The sequence below is a fragment of the Novosphingobium sp. CCH12-A3 genome (assembly GCF_001556015.1).
GTDB lineage: Bacteria > Pseudomonadota > Alphaproteobacteria > Sphingomonadales > Sphingomonadaceae > Novosphingobium > Novosphingobium subterraneum.
The window spans coordinates 26,053-47,790 of sequence record NZ_LSIA01000150.1 but is presented as its reverse complement, the minus strand read 5'-3'; the positions used below and the strand labels follow the sequence as shown (position 1 = coordinate 47,790).

At 63.3% G+C, this 21,738-nt stretch carries 22 protein-coding genes; 16 read left to right on the top strand and 6 right to left on the bottom strand.

What is annotated here, in order from left to right:
- Positions 1-40 precede the first annotated feature (40 nt).
- On the bottom strand, positions 41-430 hold the full coding sequence (locus AX703_RS27385) for a hypothetical protein (RefSeq protein WP_124811103.1): 390 nt from the start codon (positions 428-430) through the stop codon (positions 41-43).
- Positions 431-463: 33 nt separating this feature from the next.
- Positions 464-757: a metal-sensing transcriptional repressor gene (locus AX703_RS26625; RefSeq protein WP_269466502.1), complete on the bottom strand. Its 294-nt coding sequence runs from the start codon at positions 755-757 to the stop codon at positions 464-466.
- Between the two features lie 165 nt (positions 758-922).
- On the opposite strand from AX703_RS26625, the gene AX703_RS11845 reads away from it, so the two are divergent.
- The 16 genes from AX703_RS11845 (at position 923) to AX703_RS11770 (ending at position 17,486) form a co-directional block, all read left to right on the top strand.
- Positions 923-2,266 carry an MFS transporter gene (locus AX703_RS11845; RefSeq protein WP_060977366.1) on the top strand — a complete coding sequence of 448 codons (1,344 nt, stop codon included), beginning with the start codon at positions 923-925 and terminating at the stop codon, positions 2,264-2,266.
- Between the two features lie 68 nt (positions 2,267-2,334).
- Positions 2,335-2,703, top strand: coding sequence for a hypothetical protein (locus AX703_RS11840; RefSeq protein WP_060977356.1), 369 nt, complete (start codon positions 2,335-2,337; stop codon positions 2,701-2,703).
- Positions 2,704-2,754: 51 nt separating this feature from the next.
- Positions 2,755-4,023 carry a TolC family protein gene (locus AX703_RS11835; RefSeq protein ID WP_060977357.1) on the top strand — a complete coding sequence of 423 codons (1,269 nt, stop codon included), beginning with the start codon at positions 2,755-2,757 and terminating at the stop codon, positions 4,021-4,023.
- A complete protein-coding gene (locus tag AX703_RS11830) occupies positions 4,020-5,177 on the top strand; it encodes an efflux RND transporter periplasmic adaptor subunit (protein ID WP_060977358.1) in 1,158 nt (385 codons plus the stop codon). The genes AX703_RS11835 and AX703_RS11830 overlap by 4 nt, the downstream gene beginning before the upstream one ends.
- The gene (locus AX703_RS11825; RefSeq protein WP_060977359.1) at positions 5,174-8,419 is read left to right on the top strand and encodes an efflux RND transporter permease subunit; all 3,246 of its coding nucleotides are present in this window, start codon (positions 5,174-5,176) and stop codon (positions 8,417-8,419) included. Before AX703_RS11830 ends, AX703_RS11825 begins: the two co-directional genes overlap by 4 nt.
- A gap of 69 nt (positions 8,420-8,488) precedes the next feature.
- A complete protein-coding gene (locus AX703_RS11820; RefSeq protein WP_060977360.1) occupies positions 8,489-8,821 on the top strand; it encodes a DUF190 domain-containing protein in 333 nt (110 codons plus the stop codon).
- Between the two features lie 30 nt (positions 8,822-8,851).
- Entirely contained in the window at positions 8,852-9,334 is a 483-nt protein-coding gene (locus AX703_RS11815) for an SRPBCC family protein (protein WP_062344279.1), read from the top strand.
- Positions 9,335-9,486: 152 nt separating this feature from the next.
- The gene (locus AX703_RS11810; protein ID WP_060978292.1) at positions 9,487-11,364 is read left to right on the top strand and encodes a cation-translocating P-type ATPase; all 1,878 of its coding nucleotides are present in this window, start codon (positions 9,487-9,489) and stop codon (positions 11,362-11,364) included.
- A gap of 119 nt (positions 11,365-11,483) precedes the next feature.
- Entirely contained in the window at positions 11,484-12,179 is a 696-nt protein-coding gene (locus tag AX703_RS11805; RefSeq protein ID WP_060978293.1) for a VIT family protein, read from the top strand.
- 70 nt (positions 12,180-12,249) lie between these two features.
- Positions 12,250-12,654 carry a YqaA family protein gene (locus AX703_RS11800; protein ID WP_223806831.1) on the top strand — a complete coding sequence of 135 codons (405 nt, stop codon included), beginning with the start codon at positions 12,250-12,252 and terminating at the stop codon, positions 12,652-12,654.
- A 63-nt stretch (positions 12,655-12,717) separates the two neighbouring features.
- On the top strand, positions 12,718-14,034 hold the full coding sequence (hisD, locus tag AX703_RS11795; RefSeq protein WP_060978295.1) for a histidinol dehydrogenase: 1,317 nt from the start codon (positions 12,718-12,720) through the stop codon (positions 14,032-14,034).
- Between the two features lie 150 nt (positions 14,035-14,184).
- Complete coding sequence (locus AX703_RS11790) at positions 14,185-14,709, top strand: DUF2271 domain-containing protein (protein ID WP_060978296.1); 525 nt, start codon at positions 14,185-14,187, stop codon at positions 14,707-14,709.
- Positions 14,710-14,730: 21 nt separating this feature from the next.
- Positions 14,731-15,645 carry a DUF4198 domain-containing protein gene (locus AX703_RS11785; protein ID WP_060978368.1) on the top strand — a complete coding sequence of 305 codons (915 nt, stop codon included), beginning with the start codon at positions 14,731-14,733 and terminating at the stop codon, positions 15,643-15,645.
- Positions 15,646-15,990: 345 nt separating this feature from the next.
- Positions 15,991-16,203 carry a hypothetical protein gene (locus AX703_RS27380; RefSeq protein ID WP_156452030.1) on the top strand — a complete coding sequence of 71 codons (213 nt, stop codon included), beginning with the start codon at positions 15,991-15,993 and terminating at the stop codon, positions 16,201-16,203.
- 127 nt (positions 16,204-16,330) lie between these two features.
- Entirely contained in the window at positions 16,331-17,206 is an 876-nt protein-coding gene (locus tag AX703_RS11775) for a nickel/cobalt efflux transporter (protein WP_060978298.1), read from the top strand.
- Between the two features lie 13 nt (positions 17,207-17,219).
- Positions 17,220-17,486 (top strand): metal-sensing transcriptional repressor, encoded by a 267-nt coding sequence (locus AX703_RS11770; protein WP_060978299.1) that lies wholly within the window; start codon positions 17,220-17,222, stop codon positions 17,484-17,486.
- Positions 17,487-17,498: 12 nt separating this feature from the next.
- Here AX703_RS11770 and AX703_RS11765 read toward each other — a convergent pair whose 3' ends face one another.
- From AX703_RS11765 to AX703_RS11750, 4 genes are read right to left on the bottom strand one after another with little or no spacing between them, the layout of a single operon-like run.
- The gene (locus AX703_RS11765; RefSeq protein WP_060978300.1) at positions 17,499-18,479 is read right to left on the bottom strand and encodes a YncE family protein; all 981 of its coding nucleotides are present in this window, start codon (positions 18,477-18,479) and stop codon (positions 17,499-17,501) included.
- Positions 18,480-18,488: 9 nt separating this feature from the next.
- Positions 18,489-19,412 (bottom strand): DUF1259 domain-containing protein, encoded by a 924-nt coding sequence (locus AX703_RS11760; RefSeq protein WP_208597921.1) that lies wholly within the window; start codon positions 19,410-19,412, stop codon positions 18,489-18,491.
- Positions 19,409-20,821, bottom strand: a complete 1,413-nt coding sequence (chrA, locus tag AX703_RS11755) for a chromate efflux transporter (RefSeq protein WP_060978301.1) — start codon at positions 20,819-20,821, stop codon at positions 19,409-19,411. Before chrA ends, AX703_RS11760 begins: the two co-directional genes overlap by 4 nt.
- Positions 20,818-21,672 carry a sulfurtransferase/chromate resistance protein gene (locus tag AX703_RS11750; protein ID WP_060978302.1) on the bottom strand — a complete coding sequence of 285 codons (855 nt, stop codon included), beginning with the start codon at positions 21,670-21,672 and terminating at the stop codon, positions 20,818-20,820. Before AX703_RS11750 ends, chrA begins: the two co-directional genes overlap by 4 nt.
- Positions 21,673-21,738: the final 66 nt, after the last annotated feature.

Sequence of the window (21,738 nt, the reverse complement as noted above, 5' to 3'; positions counted from 1 at the left end):
GTCTATCTATGTGAATTGCCGCGCTGGCGCGGCGTCGCGGTCACATCGAGGACAGGTACTCCGGGGGGCGGTCCATAGGGTCGCTGTTGCGGCCGCTCAATATCGGTCCGGCCTGAGGTGGCCATCCCTGTTGCACAAGAGGGAGATCGACGCCTGACTGGGCAACACCGATAGGCGTATCATGGCTATGGTCGGCCGGGTTATGCCCATGCACATGGCCACGCACGCGCTCGCCATCATCGCCGTCGTCATGGATGTGGCCGTGGGCAGCGGATTGCTGCTTTAATTCGGCATGGCGTTCTGCCTCCGCAGCGAGCGTTGCACTAGGGGCGTGGCGTGCAATAGCCTGACAAGCGGAAAGTTGCACAGCAAAGGCGAGCAGGCCCAACAGAAAGCGGCGGAATGTTTGACTTGAAAACAGTGTGGACATGGCTCCGTCGCTGTTCTTTCCCGGCTGCGTCGGTTAGAGATATTTAGAGATAGCTTGAAACTCAGCCATCGCCTTTTCGCCGTGCGCCGGATCGCCACCGATGCAGTGGCTGAGGTGATCCTGGATCAAGGTTCGCTTGGCGGTCGCGATCGCCTTTTCGACCGCCTGCAATTGCATGGCGATATCGGAGCAGGATCGTCCGTTCTCGATCATGTCCACGATGCTGCGTAAATGACCGGTAGCCCGGTTGAGGCGTTTGACGATTGCGGGATGGGTCGAGTGAGGATGGGGATGGGACATCTTCTTATCATCGTTACCTAAGGTCATGCTGTCGAGACGTAGTTTTCGGTTCACCGACCGCCAGGTAGGAATTTGATCATGATGCCACCGACCGAAAGAGCGATCGACACCAGTCCTTTATTGACCTTTTAACCGCAACGAGGATAAAGGCAAGTATCCCCCTGGGGGGATATGCCCGACTCGTTGGAAACCATGCTCGCCGTTCTTGCGAACCGAACCTACCGGCATCTGCTGCTCGCCCAGGTCATCGCCCTGGTCGGGACCGGCCTTGCGACCGTGGCGCTCGGCTTGCTGGCCTACGATCTCGCTGGCGGCAATGCGGGCGCTGTCTTGGGAACAGCTCTCGCTATCAAGATGGTCGCCTATATCGGGATTGCGCCCATCGCCGGGGCCTTTGCTGATCGCGTCCCGCGCAGGGCGCTGCTCGTTTCTCTGGACCTCGTGCGCGCGGCCGTTGCGATCTGCCTGCCCTTCGTGAGCGAGATTTGGCAAATCTATGTCCTGATCTTCGTGCTCCAGGCTGCCTCGGCGGCATTTACGCCGACCTTCCAGGCGACCATTCCCGACGTCCTGCCCGATGAGCGCGACTATACCCGCGCGCTCTCGCTGTCGCGCCTCGCCTATGACATGGAGAATATCACCAGCCCGATGCTGGCGGCCGCCTTGTTGACCGTGATCAATTTCCATTGGCTGTTTTCCGGCACGGCGATCGGTTTCATCGGTTCGGCGCTGCTAGTCGTTTCGGTCATTCTGCCGCGCGCCGAGCGGTCAGCAGATCGGCAGGAAAGCCTCTATGCCAAGACCACGCGCGGGATGCGTATCTACCTCCAGACGCCGCGCTTGCTCGGTCTGCTGGCGATTACCTTGTCCGCCGCCGCCGCCAGCTCTATGGTAATCGTCAACACCGTGGTCATCGTCCAGAGCTTACTCGGGATGGCCCAACGCGACGTGGCGCTGACTCTGGCAGCTTATGGTCTGGGTTCGATCGCCGCAGCCCTGCTTCTGCCCCGATTGCTCGACAGGATCGATGATCGAAGGGTTATGGTCGGTGCAGCTGTCGCCCTGTCTGTGGGCCTCGGCGCAATGACCTGGATCAGTATCGCCGTTCCGGTCGGTCCTTCGTACTGGCACATGTTGCTCGCTGGTTGGGTCGTGCTGGGGATCGCATATTCGATGAGCGTCACGCCTTCGGGGCGGTTGCTCAAACGATCGGCCAATGCAGAAGACAGGCCGGCGCTGTTTGCCGCACAGTTTGCTCTCAGCCACATATGCTGGCTGATATGCTATCCGCTGGTTGGTCAACTCGGCGCCAATATCTCCATGACCGCTGCGTTCGGTGCGATGGCGATTTTTGCAAGTGCGGGCACGATTTTTGCCTTGCTATTTTGGCCGTCTGACGACCCCGATGTCGTGCCGCACGAGCATGACGATCTACCGAAGGATCATGAGCATATTCGTCTATATCATACGGGCGACGGTGCCGCACACGCCTATATGATCGACGATCTCCACCCGCATTGGGCGAGGCGGGCATGAGGGCCGTTCGCTGTCTTGCGGGAAGGTCGGGATTGCCGATTTGCGCATTTGCCGATAGTAAAAAGAAGATGCGCCTCGGCCAACGCCATGTCCTTCATGCAAAAGCCGCCAATCGATACCTCATCGTTGGCGCGCTGTTGGCCATGCTAGCGATGCTCAACGTGCTCGGCTTGAATGCTTGGCACAGTTCGATGGCCGGCCATGATGAGACGAGGATCGAAAGCGCTCTTGTCCAGCATGATGACGATAGTCCGTCCATGCCGGAAGTCGATCTTCATAAGGCGACCCACACGGTCATTCATGGGTTGGCGGACATCGTGCCTAGCACTGGCATGACTGCTACTTTCTTCGCCGTTTCAGGCGACTGGTTCGTTTCCAAAGACTTCGTCATCAGCGGTCTTTTACCGGAAGCCCTTCTGCGTCCCCCACGAGGCTGATGCCCGCGCGCCGACCGGCGTTCCGCAAGCATAACCTCAAGGAAAATCCAAATGACCGATTATATCGGCCAACGGCGCGTTCGCGTGGCGCTGTTTGGCCTGTTCACGGCGGCCGGCGGCCTGATGTGCACAAGTGTAAACGCGCAAACCGCCCCGCCTTTCGCAGAACTCTTTCGCGAGACACAGGAAGCGCCGCGTCAGGTGATCCTGGAAGCAGATGTCGAACGCGCCGAGGGCCTGGCCCGGCAAGCACGGGCACGGCCCAATCCCAGCATTGGGGTGATGACCGAGAACATCGCCGGTCAACAGCCCTATAGAGGTTTCGACCGGGCCGAGAGCACACTGCAACTCAACCAGGTCATCGAGCTGGGCGGCAAACGCTCCGCGCGCATTGCGGCTGGCGAAGCGGGAGTCGTAGCCGCTCGCGCCAGGAGCAGGGATGGTCGCCTGGCCTATGCCTATGATCTTGCCCGCGCTTACGGCGCGGCGGAGATCGCTGATCGACGAATCACTCTGGCGGAAGATGAAGTCGAGGAGGCCGAGACTGACCTGCGTGCTGCACGCGCGCTCGTTGGGGCTGGAAAGGAAGCGCGGCTGCGCAGCCTTCAGGCCGAGACCGAGGTCAATTCTTTACGGGCATCCGTGGACACGGCGAAGGCCGAGCGGGTCGGCGCCTATGCGCGCCTTTCCGCGCTTGCTGGTCAGACGACACCGTTCACTACCTTGTCCGAACCTCTCCTGGGAAGGTTCGAGGCGCGGTCCGGCTATGGTCCCGTGGACCCGATGCAGACCGCACCTTACCTCGCCGCCAAGGCTGAGCGAGAGGCGGCAGCGCATCGTGTGATCGTGGCACGGCGTCAAGCAGTGCCGGACGTGACGGCGTCAGTCGGCGTCCGTCGTTTGGAAGTCGACAAGGCCAATGCGATCATCGCGGGGATAACTGTCCCCTTTCCGCTGTTCGATCGCAATCGCGGGAACATTGCCGCCGCCCAGGCGGAGCTACGCGGCGCGGAAGCGCGGGCAAATGCTACCTTGCTAGAATTGGAAGCAGAAATCAGCGCCGCTGTCGCCCTCAACGAAGCGGCGGACGCGCGTGTCGCAGCGGCCGAACAGACGCTGCGAACGGCAGACGAGACCTACCGGCTTGCTCGCATCGCCTACGAGTCCGGCAAGTCGCCCCTGATCGAACTCATCGCGGCAAGGCACGGGCTGGGACTTGCGCGCGGGGTCGTTCTCGACGCTGCCGCTGCCCGCCTCGATGCCCGCGCCAATCTCGCCCGTCTCCAGGGCCTCACCATCACCGGAGAACCGGTCCAATGAACGACAAGAACCGCCTCTATGCCGGTGCCGCCCTTGGGCTGGTCGCCGCCGCCGCGCTCGGCTTCGGTGCCGCGCGCCTCACGCAGCCTTCCGCCTCTGCTCCGGCAGCAGAAACGGAGTCGCAAGCTTCGGCTGCACCAACCGATACGATAGCCATATCGCAGCAGGGCATCGCCGCGTCACAGATCGGCATTGCTCCCGCCGCGTCCGGTGAACTGGACGCGGCGATCCCGGCCGCCGCCACGGTTGAAGCTACGCCGGATGCCGAGGCGGTGTTGACCGCAAGAGCGCCCGGCACCGTGACCCGAATCTTCAAGCGGATCGGCGATCCCGTCGGGCAAGGTGAAACCCTCGCTCTCGTTGAGAGCCGGGATGCTTCGACGATCGCCGCCGATCAGGCGGCGGCGGCGGCGCGCGTCACGCTCGCCAACCGCCAGCTCGCGCGTGAGCGGGGCTTGCTGGCGCAAGGTGTGAGTCCGAGAGCTGACTATGAAGCCGCCGAAGCGAATCTCGCCGTCGCACAGGCCGATGCCCGCCGGGCGAGCGCGGCTGCGGGCGCAGCAAGGGTGTCGAGAGACGGCCGCTCGGTCGCGGTGGTGAGCCCGGTCAGTGGCCGCATCACGTCGGCTCCCGCCAATCTCGGCCAGTTCGTCGCTGCGGAAACCGAACTGTTCCGCGTTGCCGATCCGCGCCGTCTGCAAATCACGGCCAGCATTCCTCCGGCAGACGCCGGGCGCGTGCGCACAGGCGATCGCGTCGAACTCACCGTCAGCGACGGCCGCACCATCGAGGGCCGCGTCCGGTCCGCGACCGGCGTGATCGATCCGCAGAGCCGGGCAGCGACCGTCGTCATCGAGCCGAAGGGTGACGCGGGCTTGCTCGCTCCGGGGCAGCTCGTCCAGGCGCGCATTTTTGCGAGCGGCGGTGCCGTCAAAGATGGCGTTATGGTGCCGCAGGATGCCGTGCAGACGATCGGGGATCGCACCGTCGTCTTCGTTCGGACCCGTGACGGCTTCAAGGCGCAGACGGTCCAGGCCGGCAGCCGCAGCGGCGGGCTCGTTGCCATCGTCTCCGGCCTCAAGGCCGGGACGCCGATCGCCACCACCAACGCTTTCCTGCTGAAAGCCGAACTCGAAAAGGAGTCGGCGGAATGATCGCGCGTATCCTCAGCCTCTCGGTGAGGGGGCGATGGTTCGTCGCCTTCCTCGTCCTCATCATCGTCGGCATCGGCGCATGGCAAATCACCAAACTGCCGATCGACGCCGTGCCCGACGTCACCAACCGTCAGGTGCAGATCAACACCTTCAATCCGACGCTTGGTCCCGTCGACATGGAAAAGCAGGTCACGTTTCCGGTCGAAACCGCGTTGGCCGGTATTCCCGGCCTCACCCTGACCCGATCACTGACGCGCAACGGATTCAGCCAGGTGACGGCGGTATTCACCGACGACACCAACATCTATTTCGCGCGGCAGCAAGTGACCGAACGGCTCGCCCAGGCAAGGGATAGCCTGCCTGCCGGCGTCCAGCCCAATCTGGCGCCGCTCAGCACCGGCCTCGGGGAGATTTTCTTCTACTCGGTCGCCTTCCGCCATCCCGACGGGAAGGGCGTGAAGATCGAGAACGGAAAGCCCGGCTGGCAGTCGGACGGCAGCTATCTCACGCCCGAAGGCGAGAAGCTGACGACCGAACTCGCCAAGGCGGCTTATCTGCGGACGGTGCAGGACTGGATCATTCGCCCGCAGATGCGGACGGTGCAGGGCGTGGCCGGCGTCGATTCCAACGGCGGCTATGTGAAGCAGTATCTCGTCCAACCCAACCTCAATGCGCTGGCTTCCTATGGTCTCTCGATCACGGAGCTGGCAGACTCGCTGGAGCGGGCCAACCTCTCTGCCGGTTCCAATTACATTCGGCGGGCCGGTGAAAGTTTCCTTGTCCGCGCCGACGCACGCCTCAAGTCGATCCAGGACATTGAGGAGGCGGTCGTAGCCACGCGCGCCGGCGTGCCGGTGCGTGTGAAGGATGTCGGTCACGTCGAGATCGGTGGCGCGGTCCGCACCGGCTCGGGCAGCCGCATGGGATCGGAGGCGGTCATTTCGACCGTGCTGATGCTGACCGGCAGCAACAGCCGGATCGTTGCCACCAGCGCGGCAGACAAGCTCACGGAAATCAACCGGGCACTTCCACCCGACGTCTTCGCGGAGCCCGTTTACAATCGTTCCAAGCTCGTCAACGCCACCATCGCCACTGTCGAGAAGAATCTCGTCGAAGGCGCTTTGCTCGTCATCGTCGTCCTGTTCCTGCTGCTGGGCAATATCCGTGCAGCGCTCATCACCGCGGCAGTGATCCCGATCACCATGCTCATGACCGCTACCGGCATGAACAGGCTCGGCGTGTCGGGAAACCTCATGAGTCTCGGCGCGCTCGACTTCGGCTTGATCGTCGACGGCGCGGTCATCATCGTGGAGAACGCGCTCAGACGCCTTGCGGAGCGGCAGGAGCATGAAGGACGGCTTCTTACCCGATCCGAACGCATGGAGGAAACCACACTCGCCGCACAGGAGATGATCCGGCCGACCGTCTATGGCCAGCTCATCATCTTCCTGGTCTTCGTGCCGCTGCTCACCTTCCAGGGCGTCGAGGGTAAGACCTTCGCGCCGATGGCGATCACCCTGATGGTGGCGCTCGCGTCCGCCTTCGTGCTGTCGCTGACCTTCGTGCCCGCCATGATCGCGCTCGTGATCACCGGCAAGGTCAGCGAGACGGAGGTGAAGCCGATCCGCTGGTTCAAGGAGAAATACGCGCCACTCCTGACCAAAGCGGTGGCGCATCCACTGCCGTTTGTCGCCAGTGGCGCGGGCGTGTTCGTGGCGGCGATATTCGCCTTCGGCCTGCTCGGCGAGGAGTTCATGCCGCAGCTCGACGAGAAGGACATCACCGTTACCAACTTCCGCGTGCCCTCGGCCTCAATCGACCAGTCGACGCAGATGCAGCTTCAGATAGAAAATGCGCTGAAATCGCTACCGGAGGTGGCATTGGTCTTTTCCAAGAACGGCAACGCCGACCTTGGCACCGACCCGATGCCGCCCAACGCCTCGGACACCTATGTCATCCCCAAGCCCGAGGATGAGTGGCCGGCCGAGGTCAAGTCGAAGGAGGACATCCTTAAGCGAATCGAGGAACGGATGAAGCCGCTGATCGGCAATCGCACCGAGATTCAGCAGCCCATTCAGATGCGCTTCAACGAACTCATCGCCGGCGTGCGCGCGGATGTCGCGGTCAAGCTCTATGGCGACGACCTCGGCGCGATGAGTGCCCAGGCCAACCGGATCGCCGGTATCCTTCGCTCGATACCGGGCGCCGGTGACGTCAGCGCAGAGCAAACATCGGGTGCGCCGACCTTCGACGTTAAGATCGATCGGCAGGCTGCGGCGCGTTACGGCCTGTCGGTCGAGGAGGTGGCGAACACCGTCGCCGCCGCGCTCGGCGGGCGCGAGGCCGGGCTGCTGTTCGAGGGCGATCGGCGCTTCTCAGTGGTGGTGCGACTGCCGGACGCGCAGCGCGACGATCTGGAAACGCTTGGCGCGATTCCGGTCATGCTGCCCGCAGGACCGGGCGAGGTCGCGCGCTCGATCGCGCTGCGCGAGGTGGCACGGTTCAGCTACACACAAGGGTTGAACCAGATCAGCCGTGAGAACGGCAAGCGCATGGTCGTCGTGCAGGTCAATGTGCGCGGTCGCGATCTCGGGGGCTTCGTCACCGAAGCCCAGGAGAAGATCGGCCAGCTCAATCTGCCCGCTGGCATGTATACCGATTGGGGCGGCACGTTTGAAAGCCTCCAGTCGGCACGTTTGCGCCTGCTGATTGTGGTTCCGATCTGCTTCCTCGCCATTTACGCACTGCTTTACATGGCGCTCGGCGGCTTCGTGCCGGCGGCGATCGTGTTCTCGGCAGTGCCGATGGCGCTGGCGGGTGGGGTGTTTGCGCTGCTGTTGCGTGGCATACCCTTCTCGATCACGGCGGCGGTTGGGTTCATCGCCCTGTCGGGCGTCGCCGTGCTCAACGGCCTCGTCATGATGAGCGCGATCCGAAAGCGGCGTGACGATGGCGTCGATGAGGATGAAGCGATCATCGGCGGCGCGATGGAACGTGTCCGGCCAGTGCTGATGACCGCATTGGTCGCCAGCCTCGGCTTCGTGCCGATGGCGCTCGCCACGGGCACCGGCGCCGAGGTGCAGCGTCCGCTCGCGACAGTCGTGATCGGGGGCCTCATCACCTGCACGGCGCTCACCCTGCTGGTCCTGCCGGCGATCACTGCGCTCATGTCCCGCTACATGGCCGGGCGCGGGCAAAGGGATGAGCGCGCAGAGCCGCATGAGCCCTTGCCGGCCAACTAGCAAGAGGGGCCGGCGGCGAACCGCAAACGTCGTCGGCCCCTCGACACGAAACGAAGAGAGGACAGCGTTATGACAGCCAAATCCTATTCCTTGCTCCGTATCTTCACCGATGAACTGGCGATGAGCGGCGACCGTCCCGTGTTCGAGGTGATTCTGGAGAAGGCGAAAGCGCATAAACTGCTTGGAGTGACGGTCCTGAACGGGCGTGTCGGCTTCGGGCATTCCAAACTGATTCATGCCTCTGGCTTCCTCGATCGCAATGATCCCCTGGTCGTTGAAATCGTCGACGAAGACGAGCGCCTTCGGACGTTCGTGACGGAGATCAACACCATACGTAGCATCGGGCTCATCACGATCGCGCCGGTCGAGACATTGCTCGGCGCGCGCGACGATCAAGCCTGAAAAGGCCGTCGAGACGTCGGGAGCTGAGCCATGTTCACCGTCGAGAATGAAACCGTCATCCACACGTCGCTTCCGCGGGTTTGGACCGCCATCACGAGGTTTGACGATTACCCTCGCTGGCATCCTTTCGTCAGAATAACCGGTTCGCTGACGTCGGATACAAAGGTCGATTATTCGTTCCGCATGAAGACAGGCAATGCGCCTTTCCGAACCGTCGATGCCCGCATTGTAACGGTAGATGAGCAGCGGTGCTTTGCCCTGCGCTTCGGTCTGGGAAAGCTTTTCGCACTGGAGGAAAGCTACCTGCTCTCTGCAATCCCCCCAGGCGCGCGCGTGGTCCACAGTTTCCGCTGCACGGGGCTTTTATCCTTGCTGCCGCTCAAAGGTGCGAAGCGACTTTTCGGTTCGTTGCTCAGGGCCGAGGACCGCTTGCTCGCGCGGCATCTTGCGCTCCGCAGGCCGTCAACTGCACCCAGGCGTCGCGCCAGGAAGGGCTTTCGCTCCGGTGCTTAAAATCGAGATTGGTTCGGGCCTGCCCCTTGAGGTCTGAACCACGCCGCGGGCGCTCGCCCCCGCGCTCGCGGCGAAATGTCCCCTCAGGGTGCGGGAAACGGGAGCCTCTATCGGGCGAACGGAAAAATGAAGCGACAGGAGGCAGCGTTACGATGAGTGAGGCAGTTGAACCCCGGGAAGACGGTGCGACCTGGCGCGACCTGATGACACGGGAACGCTGGATCGAAATTGGCCGGATACTGCTTACCGGCACGGTGGCGCTGCTGTATTGGCAACAGCTTGTGCCGATCCAGGTGCTTTGGGCTGCGGTCGTCATCGGCCTCTATCCGCTGGTCAGGACAGGGCTCGCCGACCTCATAACTGAACGTAAGATCGGCACCGAGATCTTCGTGACGATCGCGACCATTGTCGCGATATTCGGCGGCGAAACTGTGGCCGGCGCCGTCCTAATGGTCATCATTCTCATTGCGGAGTTCATTGCCGACCTCAATACCGATCGCGCTCGCGCCTCGATCAAGGCGCTGATCGGGTCCGTGCCCCAAACCGCGATCGTGCGGGATAACGGGTCGGAGCGCACGGTGCCGATCGCGGCGCTCAAGGCGGGCAACATCGTCCTCGCGCGAACCGGCGAGAAAATCCCGGTCGATGGCGTGGTCGTCGGCGGGCGAGCCTCGGTCAACCAGGCACCGATCACCGGTGAAAGCGTCCCCCAGGACAAGACGGAGGGTGCAGAGGTGTTCGCCGGCACCATCGTTGAAGCCGGCGCGCTCGACATCCGAACCGAAAAGGTCGGCGGCGATACGATCTTCTCCCGCATCATCGCGCTGGTCGAAAATGCCGAAGCCGAGGCTGCCCCCGTGCAGAAGCTGGCCGACAAGGTCGCGGGATGGCTGATCCCGGTCGTGTTCGTCTTCCTGATCGTCGTTTTTCTGGTGACGCGCGACGTCTCCAAGATCGTGACCTTGTTGATCTTCACCTCGCCGGCAGAGCTTGGCCTGGCGACGCCGATCGTCATGATCGCCGCGATTGCCAGGGCTGCTCGCAGCGGCATTCTCATCAAGGGCGGGCTCTATCTTGAGCAACTCGCCAAGGCAGACGCGATCGCCTTTGACAAGACCGGCACGCTGACCGCCAACAAGCCGTTAGTGGTCGACGTCAAGGTGACCAATCCAGATTTTTCGGAAACGACACTGCTGCGGATCGCGGCCGCCGCCGATCGCCGCTCAGCCCACCCTTTGGCCAAGGCGGTGGTCGAGGCGGCCGCCGAGGACGGAATCACAGTGCCGGAACCGGAAAACTACGAGCAGGTTCAGGGTCGAGGCGTTAGGGCGACCGTGGAAGGCAGAACCGTTCTCGTAGGTAATCCGGCTTTACTTCGCGAGAACGGCGTGTCCATCGCCTATGCTGTCGAAGATCGGGATCGCACGCCCGTCCACGTCGCGGTTGACGGCCGGTTTTGCGGGATCATCTTCATCGCCGATACGCTGCGCCCAGGGGCGCGAGAAGCCATCGCCGCTTTGAAGGAAAATGGCGTCAGACATATCGTCATGCTGACCGGCGACAATCAGACGACTGCTAACGCGATTGCGAGAGACTTGGGTGTCGATGAGGTCAAGGCCGACCTGATGCCCGAAGACAAAGTCGCCATGATCGCCGACTTGCAGAAGCGCGGCTATAAGGTTGCGATGGTGGGTGACGGCGTCAACGACGCGCCGGCACTCGCGCGTGCCGACATTGGCATCGCCATGGGCGGCGGCGGCACGCAGGCGGCGTTGGAAGCCGCTGACATCGCACTGATGACCGACGACCTCGGCAAGATTGTTGGCGCGCGCACTATCGCGCGTCGCGCCTATCGGACCGTCCAGGAAAATCTCTGGGTCGGTGTCGGAGTGGTCCATGTGCTTGGCATCACCGCCGCGCTCATGGGCTGGATTGGACCAATCCAGGCGGCGTTCATCCATCTGGGACCAGACGTTCTCGTGTTCCTTAATTCGGTCAAGCTTCTGCGCGTCAGGATTGCGGAAGCATGATGGAGGGGTCTCGGCGTTGGCCACCGAGTGCTGAGTCCTTCGGGCATAAGTGCGGAAACAGTCCGCGCCATGGGCGTCTCACTGGATGCCCATCGCGAACGAGGCAGGGAGACTGAGGCATGCGACATCCGAGCGAACGGCATCTGGTGCAGCGGGTCGGCTGGCTGCGAGCGGCAGTGCTCGGCGCTAATGACGGCATCATTTCAACCTCCAGCCTGGTGGTCGGCATCGCTTCGGCCCAGACGAGTTCGTCGACGGTAATGCTGACCGGCGTCGCAGCGCTTATCGCCGGCGCAATCTCGATGGCGGCGGGTGAGTATGTCTCGGTGAGCAGTCAGGCCGATGTCGAAGGCTCCGACCGGCTGCGCGAAACGCGCGAACATGCATCAGACCCCGAGGAGGAACGCCGCGAACTGGCCGCTGTCTATGAAGCGCGCGGGCTTGCACCCGACCTCGCCGTCCAGGTCGCCGAGCAGTTGATGCGCAGCGATCCGGTCGGCGCGCACATGCGTGACGAGCTTGGCATCACGTCCGAATTGGCGGCACGGCCGATCCAGGCGGCACTGGCGTCGGCGGCAACCTTCTGCGCAGGTGCGATCATACCGGTGTTAATGGTCGGCGTGGTCCCGCGCGCCTCGCTGGTCATCGCAATCACGATCGCGACGCTCGTCCTCCTCGCCATTCTCGGCGCGATCGGCGCAAGGGCAGGCGGCGCGTCGATGTGGCGTGGCGCGGTGCGGGTGACCTTCTGGGGCGCGATCGCGCTGGCAGCCACGGCGGGCATCGGCCACCTGTTCGGCACGACTGTGCAGTGAAGGATGCGAACCGCTATGCCTTCTGTCGATCGCGATGATCGCTATAGCGGCGCCCTATGCCGGGTTGTTCGTGACAGCGTTCGTCGCCGCGACCCTGCTGCCTGCACAGTCCGAAATCCTGCTCTCGGCGATGGCGATCAGTGGGCGATACGATCTGCTCCTGCTGCTGTTAAGTGCGACGGCAGGAAACACGCTCGGTTCGCTTTTCAATTGGCTGCTCGGACGCGGTTTCGAACGGCTGCGCGACCGGCGCTGGTTTCCGTTCAAGGCCGCCACGGTCGAGAAGGCCGTTTGCTGGTATGCCCGGTGGGGCAAATGGTCTCTCCTGCTTTCCTGGGCGCCGATTGTAGGAGATCCGCTAACCTTTGCGGCCGGATTGCTACGCACGCCTTTACGGGTCTTCCTGCCGCTGGTGTTGCTGGCCAAAGGCGGGCGCTATGCCGTGCTGCTGATCGCGGTCGAGGCTGTGCGGTAATCTGCGAAAGCTGCTGCGTGTCGCCTCACCAAATTCAGCGCCCAACAAGTGGAAGTGTGAAGCATGGTTCGAAGATTTTTTGCGGACGCCCCTGATTTCAAATTGGATTTTGACGCACTGGTGGAAGCGCGGCGCGAAGCCGACGAGGATGTCTCGGTGGTCGTGCGCGAGGTGATCGCGGCTGTTCGCCGGGACGGCGACGATGCGTTGCGCGCCTATACTTGGAAGTGGGATCGGCACGACCTCGACCAGACCGGATGGACGATCGGCCGCGACGTTTGCGAGAGGGTGTTCCGCGACCTCGACCCTGACTTGCGTATGGCCCTGGAACTTGCCGCGCGGCGGATTGCCACCTACCATGAAAGGCAGTTGCCCACGGACAGCGACTATGTGGACGGTGCTGGCGTCCGGCTCGGCGCGCGATGGCGGGCAGTGGAAAGCGCCGGTATCTATGTGCCGGGGGGCCGAGCCACTTATCCCTCATCGGTGCTGATGAACGCGATTCCTGCCGCCGTTGCGGGCGTAAGTCGCGTGGTGATGGCGACCCCGATGCCCGATGGCATCGCCAACCCGCTGGTGCTGGCGGCGGCCTACCTCGCCGGCATTGACGAGGTGCGTCCGATTGGCGGTGCACAAGCGGTCGCCGCGCTGGCTTACGGCACTGGGTCGATCCCACGCGTCGATGTCATCACCGGTCCGGGCAATGCCTGGGTCGCCGAAGCCAAGCGGCAGGTTTACGGTGTCGTGGGAATCGACATGGTCGCGGGTCCATCCGAGATTGTCGTCCTGGCGGATGGAGCGAACGATGCGGATTGCATCGCCGCCGACCTTCTCAGTCAGGCCGAACATGATCCGACGAGCCAGTCGATCCTCATCACCAACGATCGGGCCTTCGCCGACCACGTCGCTGCGGCGGTCGAAGTGCAACTCGGCACCCTCGCCACTTCGGCGGTGGCGCGTTCCTCGTGGGAAGCGCATGGCGCGATCATTGTCGTCCCTGCTCTCGACGATGCCATACCACTCATCGATGCGCTTGCGCCCGAACATCTCCAGATCGCCACCCCTCGACCTCGCCATCTTTTTGACCGTGTCGCACATGCTGGCTCGGTCTTTCTCGGCCAGCATACGCCGGAAGCTATCGGCGACTATATCGCTGGCCCCAATCACGTCCTGCCAACAGGGCGCCGGGCGCGGTTCGCCTCAGGACTATCGGTGCTTGATTTCATGAAGCGCACCAGCGTTATCGAGCTGGACGAACGGGCTTTACGAGAACTCGGTCGTGCAGCCGTGACCCTTGCCGAGGCTGAAGGACTGCCCGCCCATGCTGCATCTGTGGGTCGCCGTCTTGAATGGAATAGCCGTTCTTACAATCGGAGTTAAGGTGCACGAACATGCGCTCTTCCCATTTGACGATGCAATATTGATGAACGCAAGTCCCTTTTGTTGCGAATGCGAATTGTTTGCGCTACGTGGGTGATGTTGAATTGGACCTTGGGCTTCTTAGAAGCAATCGAAATCAGGGATATATGCATGCGTTTTCGCTTGACGGGATTGACTGCGGCGGCTCTCGGCTCAAGCGGCTTTGGGGTAACGCCAGCTGGCGCGCAGACGATTGACCTTTCGTTCACGCTGCCGCGATTGTCGGTTGCCGAATATCATCGCCCCTATGTGGCGGTCTGGCTGGAGAAGGCGGGCAGCGCTCCCCGGACCCTCAGCATTCTCTATGATGTCGACAAGCGCAACAATGCGGGCGCCAAATGGCTGCGCGACGTGCGTCTTTGGTGGCGTGCTGCCGGACGAATGCTCAGTGTTCCTGCCGACGGCGTGAGCGGCGCAACCCGTCCGGCCGGATCGCATACGCTCAGCTTCACCGCCGGTCGGGGAGGTATGCCCGCGCTGACACCGGGGAACTATGTCCTCGTCGTCGAAGCAGCACGCGAGGCCGGTGGACGCGAAGCGGTGCGTCTGCCCTTCACCTGGTCGGGAACCCAGGCAACTGCATCGACGAGCGGCAAGTTCGAGCTTGGCCGCGTCTCACTGAACGCCCGGCGTTAAGGGGGAGCTATGCCTGTGAAGATGATCCGCACGTCGATCCTGTCGGCCCTCGCCATGGGAGCCGCGCTTGCGCCGATCGCTGTCGAGGCAGCGCCCCGGTCGTGGATGCTTCCTTCCGAGACCATGTTCGTCGGTAGCGGCGACGAATGGCTGACGGTCGATGCGGCCCTATCGACGGACCTCTATTATTTCGATCACGCCGTGCAGAATTGGGAACCGTTCGCGCTCGCGCCGGATGGCAGCAAGGTAGCGGTCGAGAACAGCGCGAAGGGCCGCCTGCGTCAGACTTTCGATGTCCATGTCGTGCAGCCCGGCACCTACAAGATCGCAATCGTTTCTGAATCGGTGAGCGGCAGCTACCTGCTGAACGGAGAACGGAAGATGCTTCCGCGCGGGACCACGCCTGCAACGCTCGCTCAAGCTGTGCCCGCCGGGGCGACCGATGTATGGAGCGCGGTCAATACGAGCCGCATCGAGACCTTTGCGACCGCTGGAGAGCCGACCACCGCGGTTTTCAAGCCGACCGGCAAGGGACTTGAGATGGTTCCGGTTACGCACCCTACCGAACTGGCGAGCGGCGAGGCTGCCACTTTCCAGTTCCTGCTTGATGGCAAGCCGGCGGCCGACCTTTCCGTGAGCGCGGTAAACGGTGGCGTTCGCTATCGCGATGGCATTCAGCAGCTTGATCTCACGACCGATGCCGAGGGCAAGGTCACGATCACTTGGCCGGACGCCGGTATGTGGTGGGTAAACGTCGCCAGCGGCGGTGGACGGAGCGCGGCCGGCCCCGGTGGTTCTGCGCCCCAAGCCAGTGCCAAGGCTGAACAGCCACTGGCTGCTGGTAATCTGCCCGGAGGCGAAGGAGCACCGCGCCCGATTGCGCCACCGCGGCCACGATCGTCTTATTCCATGACTGTCGAAGTTCTTCCGTCATAGACTCGACTGCGGCGGCGGCCCATCCGAATTGATTCGAATGTGCAAGCATTAGGGCGGTGTTACAGCGTAAATGTAGTGTTCATCATCGCGGGTCACCACATACCGTTGGTTTCCGCCGAAAATGACCTATAAACCGCCTTTGCTACGCCAGCGTAGTGACAACGGCGATCGATGACGGTCATGGAGTTCAAATCGATTGCGGAGATTCTGGCTACGTATCCGCGACCAGCATTCCGAAGGGACGGTGCAGTCTGACCGGCTTGATATTTGCTGGATCACAATGCCGATGCCCATCCGGGCACCGGCATTGCGTTTGCCTACGAGGTCGCCAACTTGGCCTTTGGCATGGGACCGATCTTCAGGCGGGCTGTCCAAGCCGTAATCGCCGGCAGCACCAGCCTGGCCTTCGGCCGCCGGCAGCATGACCGGGATGACGCCAAGCGTTTCAAGATCGTCGCGCTGGGCATCCGGCAAGCGGACCACCACCGCGAACCGCCGATCGCCCTCGAACAGGGCGATCGAGGGTTTCAAGGCAATCTCGCGCTACTTGTAGATTGAGCCAGCGGGCGCCGATGCTCATCAGGCGATGAGGAGTAATCTCCAGAACACAATAAGGTTCGTTTATCGATAAATATCCTATCCAGGGGGATGGGATGATGCGAAAGCTCATGCTAAACGCCACGCCATGACCTCTCTTGCAGACCTGCTTCAACAAAGCGCCGCCCATGCGTGGCTGTTTGTGCCTACCGCCATCTTGCTCGGCGCGCTGCACGGGCTCGAACCGGGCCATTCGAAGACGATGATGGCGGCCTTCATCATCGCGGTCAGGGGAACAGTGCGCCAGGCCGTGCTGCTGGGTTTGGCGGCGACGCTCTCCCATACGGTCGTGGTCTGGGTCGTGGCGCTCGGCGGCATGTGGCTGTTCGGCGGCCTCAACGCGGAAGCGACCGAACCCTATTTCCAGCTCGCATCCGGCGTGCTGATCGTCGTGATCGCCGCCTGGATGCTATGGCGCACCCGCCGCGAGCAGATTGCAGCCGAACACTATCACCACGATCATGGGCACCATCACGGCCACTCCCACGGCCACGGGCATAATCATCACGGCGATCACGACCACCATGAACATGAAGAATTCGAGGAAGCCGAGGAACGCGGCCTGGAGGTTGCGACCGGCGGCTTTGTCGATGCGCACGAAATGGCCCATGCAGAGGACATCCGGCGCCGCTTCGCGAACAGCAATGTCACCACCGGCCAGATCATCCTGTTCGGCCTGACCGGCGGTCTGATCCCATGCCCGGGCGCGATCACCGTGCTGCTGCTCTGCCTCCAGCTCCAGCGGCTCGCGCTGGGCGCCGTGCTGGTGTTGTGCTTTAGCATCGGGCTTGCCATCACCATGGTCGCGTCGGGCGTCATCGCCGCGATCAGCGTCAAGCAGGTGACGAAGCGCTGGAGCGGTTTTGGCGAGATCGTCCGCAAGGCGCCCTATGTTTCGGGTGGGGTCATCCTGATCGTCGGCCTCTATGTCGCCGTTCACGGATGGATCGCGCTACCGCATTGAGCAGGACATTTGCATGAGCCATGCCGCCAATCCCGATCTTCTCAACCGCCTGAAGCGCGCGCAGGGCCATCTCGCCAAGATCGTCGAAATGGTTGCCGAAGGCCGGGACGGCCTCCAGATCGCGCAGCAGATGCAGGCGGTGGTCGCTGCGCTCGACAAGACCAAGACACTGCTGGTCAGCGATCATATCGAACATCATCTGGAGGAACTGGTCGGGCCGTTGCCCAAGGCGACGCGCGACGAACTGGCTAAGCTGGGTGAACTGGCCAAATATCTCTGACGCCGCCGTGCTTCAGCGCTGGGGCTGCGCGAGATTCAGTTTGAGCGCCCAGATCGCGGCGGGATGACCATGGGCCGGAACCGCCACGAACAATCGGTCCAGCTCCGGCACATAGAGCCCGGTGCGTGCGCCGCCAGCAGTTTGCGCCCACGCGCTCTGTCCATCGGCGCCGATCACATCGACATGGCCGGCGCCGCAGACCAGCAGGATATGATCGCGCACCAGGAATAGATCGTCGGCATCACCGCAAGCTGATCCGAGGGAGAGCGTTTGGCCGCTCGCTGTATCGATCGTCGCCAGCGCCGCCGGGAGCCGATAGGCGATCACGATCCGGTTGCCTGACGGCTCGACCGCCATCGGGAAGTTAAGCCGGTGCAGTCCGGTCGGCCAGCGTGCCAGTTGTTTTCCCTGGTCGATGTCGGCCGCGATCACCGAGCCGTCATCGGGGATATTGATATAGGCGCGCGATCCGGACAGCCGAAACCCCTCCGGATGGCCGGGCAGCGCCAATCGGGCGAGAACCGTGTGACGGACGGGATCGATCGTGGCGAGGCCGCCCTTGCCATAGCCGACGATGACATGGCCGTTGCGCGGATCGACCCGCACATTGTCGGCATCGTCCTCAAGCGCGATCCGCGCCCGCTCGTGAAGCTCTGTGTCATAGAAGCGGACCGAGCCGTCACCGCAGGCGACCACCAATTCGTGGGTCGCCGGAAGCCAGGCGACGCCCTGCGGTTCGCCAAGGCCGGCGATGCGGCCGATGACCTTGCCGGCCTCAAGATCGACCTCATCGACCGTGCCGTTGGCGATCTCGGCAACGAACAGCCGATGGTCCGCCAGATCGACCGCCAGATGGTCGATGCGCCCCCTGGTGTCGGGGAGCGAGATCGTTCGCTCCAGCACGAGAGGGGAGTGCGGATCGGTCGGTTGTGCCTGGCTGCACCCCGGCAGCGCCAGCAGCAGTGCCGCTGCACATCCCCTCCAGGGTTTCATCGCTGCGCCCTAGTTCGCCGCGACCGCGACATGGCTGAGCGCGGCGGTCAACCCGCGCGCGAGCTTCTGCGCGTCGTCATTGGCCCAGAAGTGCATGAAGAACAGGCGCGGCTCGTCGTCGAGCATGTGGTTGTGGAGCGCCGTCACCTCGATCCCGTTCTGCCGCAACTCGCGCAGCACCGGATTGACCTCCGACGCTGTCAGCACGAAGTCGCCGGTGATCGCCGCCTTGCCGCCGCCGGTTGGCTGGAAGTTGATGGCGATGGCCGCGCCCATCGCGGGCGGTAACGCCATCCCACCATCGCGCGGTGCCTCGGCACGGGGAATGCCGAATGCATAGACGCCGCCGCCGATCTTGCCCTTGTGGCCCATGATGCGGTCGAGCGCGGCGGTGTCGAGGTCGATCGTCTCCGGCGCGGCGGGGCTTGCCGCCGGAGGCGCGGACAAGGGCGTGCCGCTCAGCGCCAGCGCATCGTGCAGCACCTTGGCGAGTTGCGCCGGATCGCCATGCCCGGCGATGTGCATATACATGGTGTGGGGTGTGTTCCGCAGCAGATGGTTGTGGAGCGCGGTGATCTCGATTCCGCCGGCGACAAGCTTGGCCATCACCGGATTCACTTCGGTATCGGTGAGCACCAGATCGCCCATGACCATCGCCTGACCCCCGCCATGCGGTACGAACGCCAGCCAGGAGCCGAGCGCCAGCGCCGGTTTCAAGGTCACGCCGTCGAGCACCACATGCAGGTCGCTGCGCGGCAGGCCGATGCGATAGACACCGCCCGGCATCTCGGCGCCCGGTTTGCCGATGGCGGTGGCGACCGCCTGTTCCCAGGGTTCAGCCGCCAATGCGGGCGAACTCAGAGCGAGAAGCCCCAACAGGCCGAACGTGGTGATACGCTTCATCATGATCTCCTTGAGCAGCAGCGGGATCATTGGACCACGCCTGACAGATAGAGGGCCGCACCGATCGCGGAACTTGCCGCGAGGACCGGGATCATCCCGACCTTGAACCGGAACACGGCTATCGCGGCGCCGGCGGCCAGCAGCGCCGCCGGGAGGTAAAGCGAGGTCAGAACCGGGAAGTCGAAGGCGAACCGCGCGACCCGGACCACCCGCACGTCCTGGAACAAGGTGTGGATCGCAAACCAGACGGCAAGGTTGAGGATCACGCCCACGACGGCCGCCGTGATCGCGCTGAGTGCGGCCGAGAGCGTCCGGTTGCCGCGCAACTGCTCGACGAACGGCGCACCCGCGAAGATCCACAGGAAGCAGGGCATGAACGTCACCCATGTCGTCAGGATCGCGCCCAGCGTGGCCGCGACCAATTGCGGCAATGCGCCCGCATCGCGAAACGCCGCGAGGAAGCCGACGAACTGCGTGACCATGATCAGCGGCCCCGGCGTCGTCTCGGCCAGGCCAAGGCCGTCGAGCATCTCGCCGGGCCTGAGCCAATGATAGGTGCCTACCGCTTCCTGCGCGACATAAGCCAGCACGGCATAAGCGCCGCCGAATGTAACCATCGCCATCTGGCTGAAGAAGGTTGCGATGCGCGTGAACACGTCATCGGGGCCGAGAAGCACCAGCAGCGCGATGACCGGCGCGAGCCAAAGGAACAGGAATGTCCCGGAAATCTTGAGCGACCAGCCAAGGTTGGGCTTGGCATGATCCGGCAGGCTTTCGCCGAGCGCGGTATCGCGGTCATGGACGACATTCCCGCCCGCGCTCCCATGTCCGCCGCCGCCCTTGAAGGCCGACAAGCCCAGCCGTCCGCCGACATAGCCGCCGATGCCCGCCGCTAGGACGATCAGCGGAAAAGGCGCATTGAGGAAAAAGATCGCGACAAAGGCGGCCGCCGCGATCCCGCGCATGACGTTGTTCTTGAGAGCACGCGATCCGACCCGCACCACCGCCTGGATCACCACCGCGAGGACCGCCGCCTTCAAGCCGAAGAACAACCCGGTGATCAGCGGCACATGGCCGAGCAGCACATAGAGATAACTGAGGCCCAGGATTGCGAGGAAGCCGGGCAGCACGAACAGTCCGCCTGCGACCAGACCGCCCTTGGTCTTGTGAAGCAGCCAGCCGATATAGGCGGCAAGCTGCTGCGCTTCGGGGCCGGGCAGCAACATGCAATAGTTGAGCGCGTGCAGAAAGCGCTCCTCACCGATCCAGTGCTTCTCCTCGACGAGGATGCGGTGCATTACCGCGATCTGGCCAGCGGGGCCGCCGAAGCTCAGCGATGCGATCCGCGCCCAGACGCGCACGGCTTCACCAAATGTGATGCCGTGATCCGGCGTGCCTGCTTCGCTGCCTACGGGCAGTTCCGTCACCGCGCCGCTCATGGCCGCACCTGCGCTTTGGCGCGGGCTTTCGCGGGCTGGTGCGAGACCCAATTATGGGTTTCGTCGGTCGCGTCGCGGCACCAGCGATAGAAGGCGTCGTAGAGGAGCATCCCGGCCTCGAGCTGTTCCTGATCGTCGGCATACATGCGCGACAGGCCGAGCGAGGCGGCAAGCAACCCGTCCGCTTCGGGCACGAGGTCGGGGCGGCCGGTATCGGCACCGCGCACGATCGGCGCGAGGCGTTTGAGTGACTCATGACCGCTGAGGCCGAATGCCTCGACCATGACGTCGAAGGTGCATAGCTCACCCCGATGGCTCCAAGTGACGCCTTCGCCTTCGATGTCGAAGGGAGCGGCGCCAAAGCGCTCGGCGACGCCCTGAACCTCGGAGGGCGCCACGAACAGGAAGATCGCGCTCGGATCGATGAAGCGGCGGATCAGCCACGGGCAGGCGATCCGGTCCACCTTGGGGCGACCGCGCGTCACCCAGACGGTCCGTCCCTCGGCATCGCGGGGCGGCAGCACGGTGTTCGGCACCATTGGAAGACCAGAGTTCGCCCATCCGGCCACACCGCCCTCCAGCGCCTCCGCTGACACGCCGTCGTGGCGCAGCCGGGCGGCGACGCCTTGGCTCAGCGATCCACCGTCCCGACAAGCAACAACGACCGACTGGCCGTGGAATGCTCGTGCCCAGGCGCTGACATCGCTGGCGGACCTTCGCAACGATCCAGGGATCAGCAGCGGTTCGGCCGAGAATTCCTCCTCGGGTCGAACGTCGATCAAAACAGGCCCGGTCGGAATACCGACCAAGCGAACGAGTTTATCCGGTGAGATCGTGTTGAGAACAGACATGATGCGTCCTTGTTGAAAGTAGGACGCGATTCTTGAGCCTGTCGCCTCGTGGGGAGACCGCGATCC

Coding starts and splice junctions, on each gene's coding strand:
- AX703_RS27385 (WP_124811103.1), bottom strand. CDS start 430: ATGTCCACACTGTTTTCAAGTCAAACATTCCGCCGCTTTCTGTTGGGC.
- AX703_RS26625 (WP_269466502.1), bottom strand. CDS start 757: ATGACCTTAGGTAACGATGATAAGAAGATGTCCCATCCCCATCCTCAC.
- AX703_RS11845 (WP_060977366.1), top strand. CDS start 923: ATGCTCGCCGTTCTTGCGAACCGAACCTACCGGCATCTGCTGCTCGCC.
- AX703_RS11840 (WP_060977356.1), top strand. CDS start 2,335: ATGCGCCTCGGCCAACGCCATGTCCTTCATGCAAAAGCCGCCAATCGA.
- AX703_RS11835 (WP_060977357.1), top strand. CDS start 2,755: ATGACCGATTATATCGGCCAACGGCGCGTTCGCGTGGCGCTGTTTGGC.
- AX703_RS11830 (WP_060977358.1), top strand. CDS start 4,020: ATGAACGACAAGAACCGCCTCTATGCCGGTGCCGCCCTTGGGCTGGTC.
- AX703_RS11825 (WP_060977359.1), top strand. CDS start 5,174: ATGATCGCGCGTATCCTCAGCCTCTCGGTGAGGGGGCGATGGTTCGTC.
- AX703_RS11820 (WP_060977360.1), top strand. CDS start 8,489: ATGACAGCCAAATCCTATTCCTTGCTCCGTATCTTCACCGATGAACTG.
- AX703_RS11815 (WP_062344279.1), top strand. CDS start 8,852: ATGTTCACCGTCGAGAATGAAACCGTCATCCACACGTCGCTTCCGCGG.
- AX703_RS11810 (WP_060978292.1), top strand. CDS start 9,487: ATGAGTGAGGCAGTTGAACCCCGGGAAGACGGTGCGACCTGGCGCGAC.
- AX703_RS11805 (WP_060978293.1), top strand. CDS start 11,484: ATGCGACATCCGAGCGAACGGCATCTGGTGCAGCGGGTCGGCTGGCTG.
- hisD (WP_060978295.1), top strand. CDS start 12,718: ATGGTTCGAAGATTTTTTGCGGACGCCCCTGATTTCAAATTGGATTTT.
- AX703_RS11790 (WP_060978296.1), top strand. CDS start 14,185: ATGCGTTTTCGCTTGACGGGATTGACTGCGGCGGCTCTCGGCTCAAGC.
- AX703_RS11785 (WP_060978368.1), top strand. CDS start 14,731: ATGATCCGCACGTCGATCCTGTCGGCCCTCGCCATGGGAGCCGCGCTT.
- AX703_RS27380 (WP_156452030.1), top strand. CDS start 15,991: ATGGGACCGATCTTCAGGCGGGCTGTCCAAGCCGTAATCGCCGGCAGC.
- AX703_RS11775 (WP_060978298.1), top strand. CDS start 16,331: ATGACCTCTCTTGCAGACCTGCTTCAACAAAGCGCCGCCCATGCGTGG.
- AX703_RS11770 (WP_060978299.1), top strand. CDS start 17,220: ATGAGCCATGCCGCCAATCCCGATCTTCTCAACCGCCTGAAGCGCGCG.
- AX703_RS11765 (WP_060978300.1), bottom strand. CDS start 18,479: ATGAAACCCTGGAGGGGATGTGCAGCGGCACTGCTGCTGGCGCTGCCG.
- AX703_RS11760 (WP_208597921.1), bottom strand. CDS start 19,412: ATGATCCCGCTGCTGCTCAAGGAGATCATGATGAAGCGTATCACCACG.
- chrA (WP_060978301.1), bottom strand. CDS start 20,821: ATGAGCGGCGCGGTGACGGAACTGCCCGTAGGCAGCGAAGCAGGCACG.
- AX703_RS11750 (WP_060978302.1), bottom strand. CDS start 21,672: ATGTCTGTTCTCAACACGATCTCACCGGATAAACTCGTTCGCTTGGTC.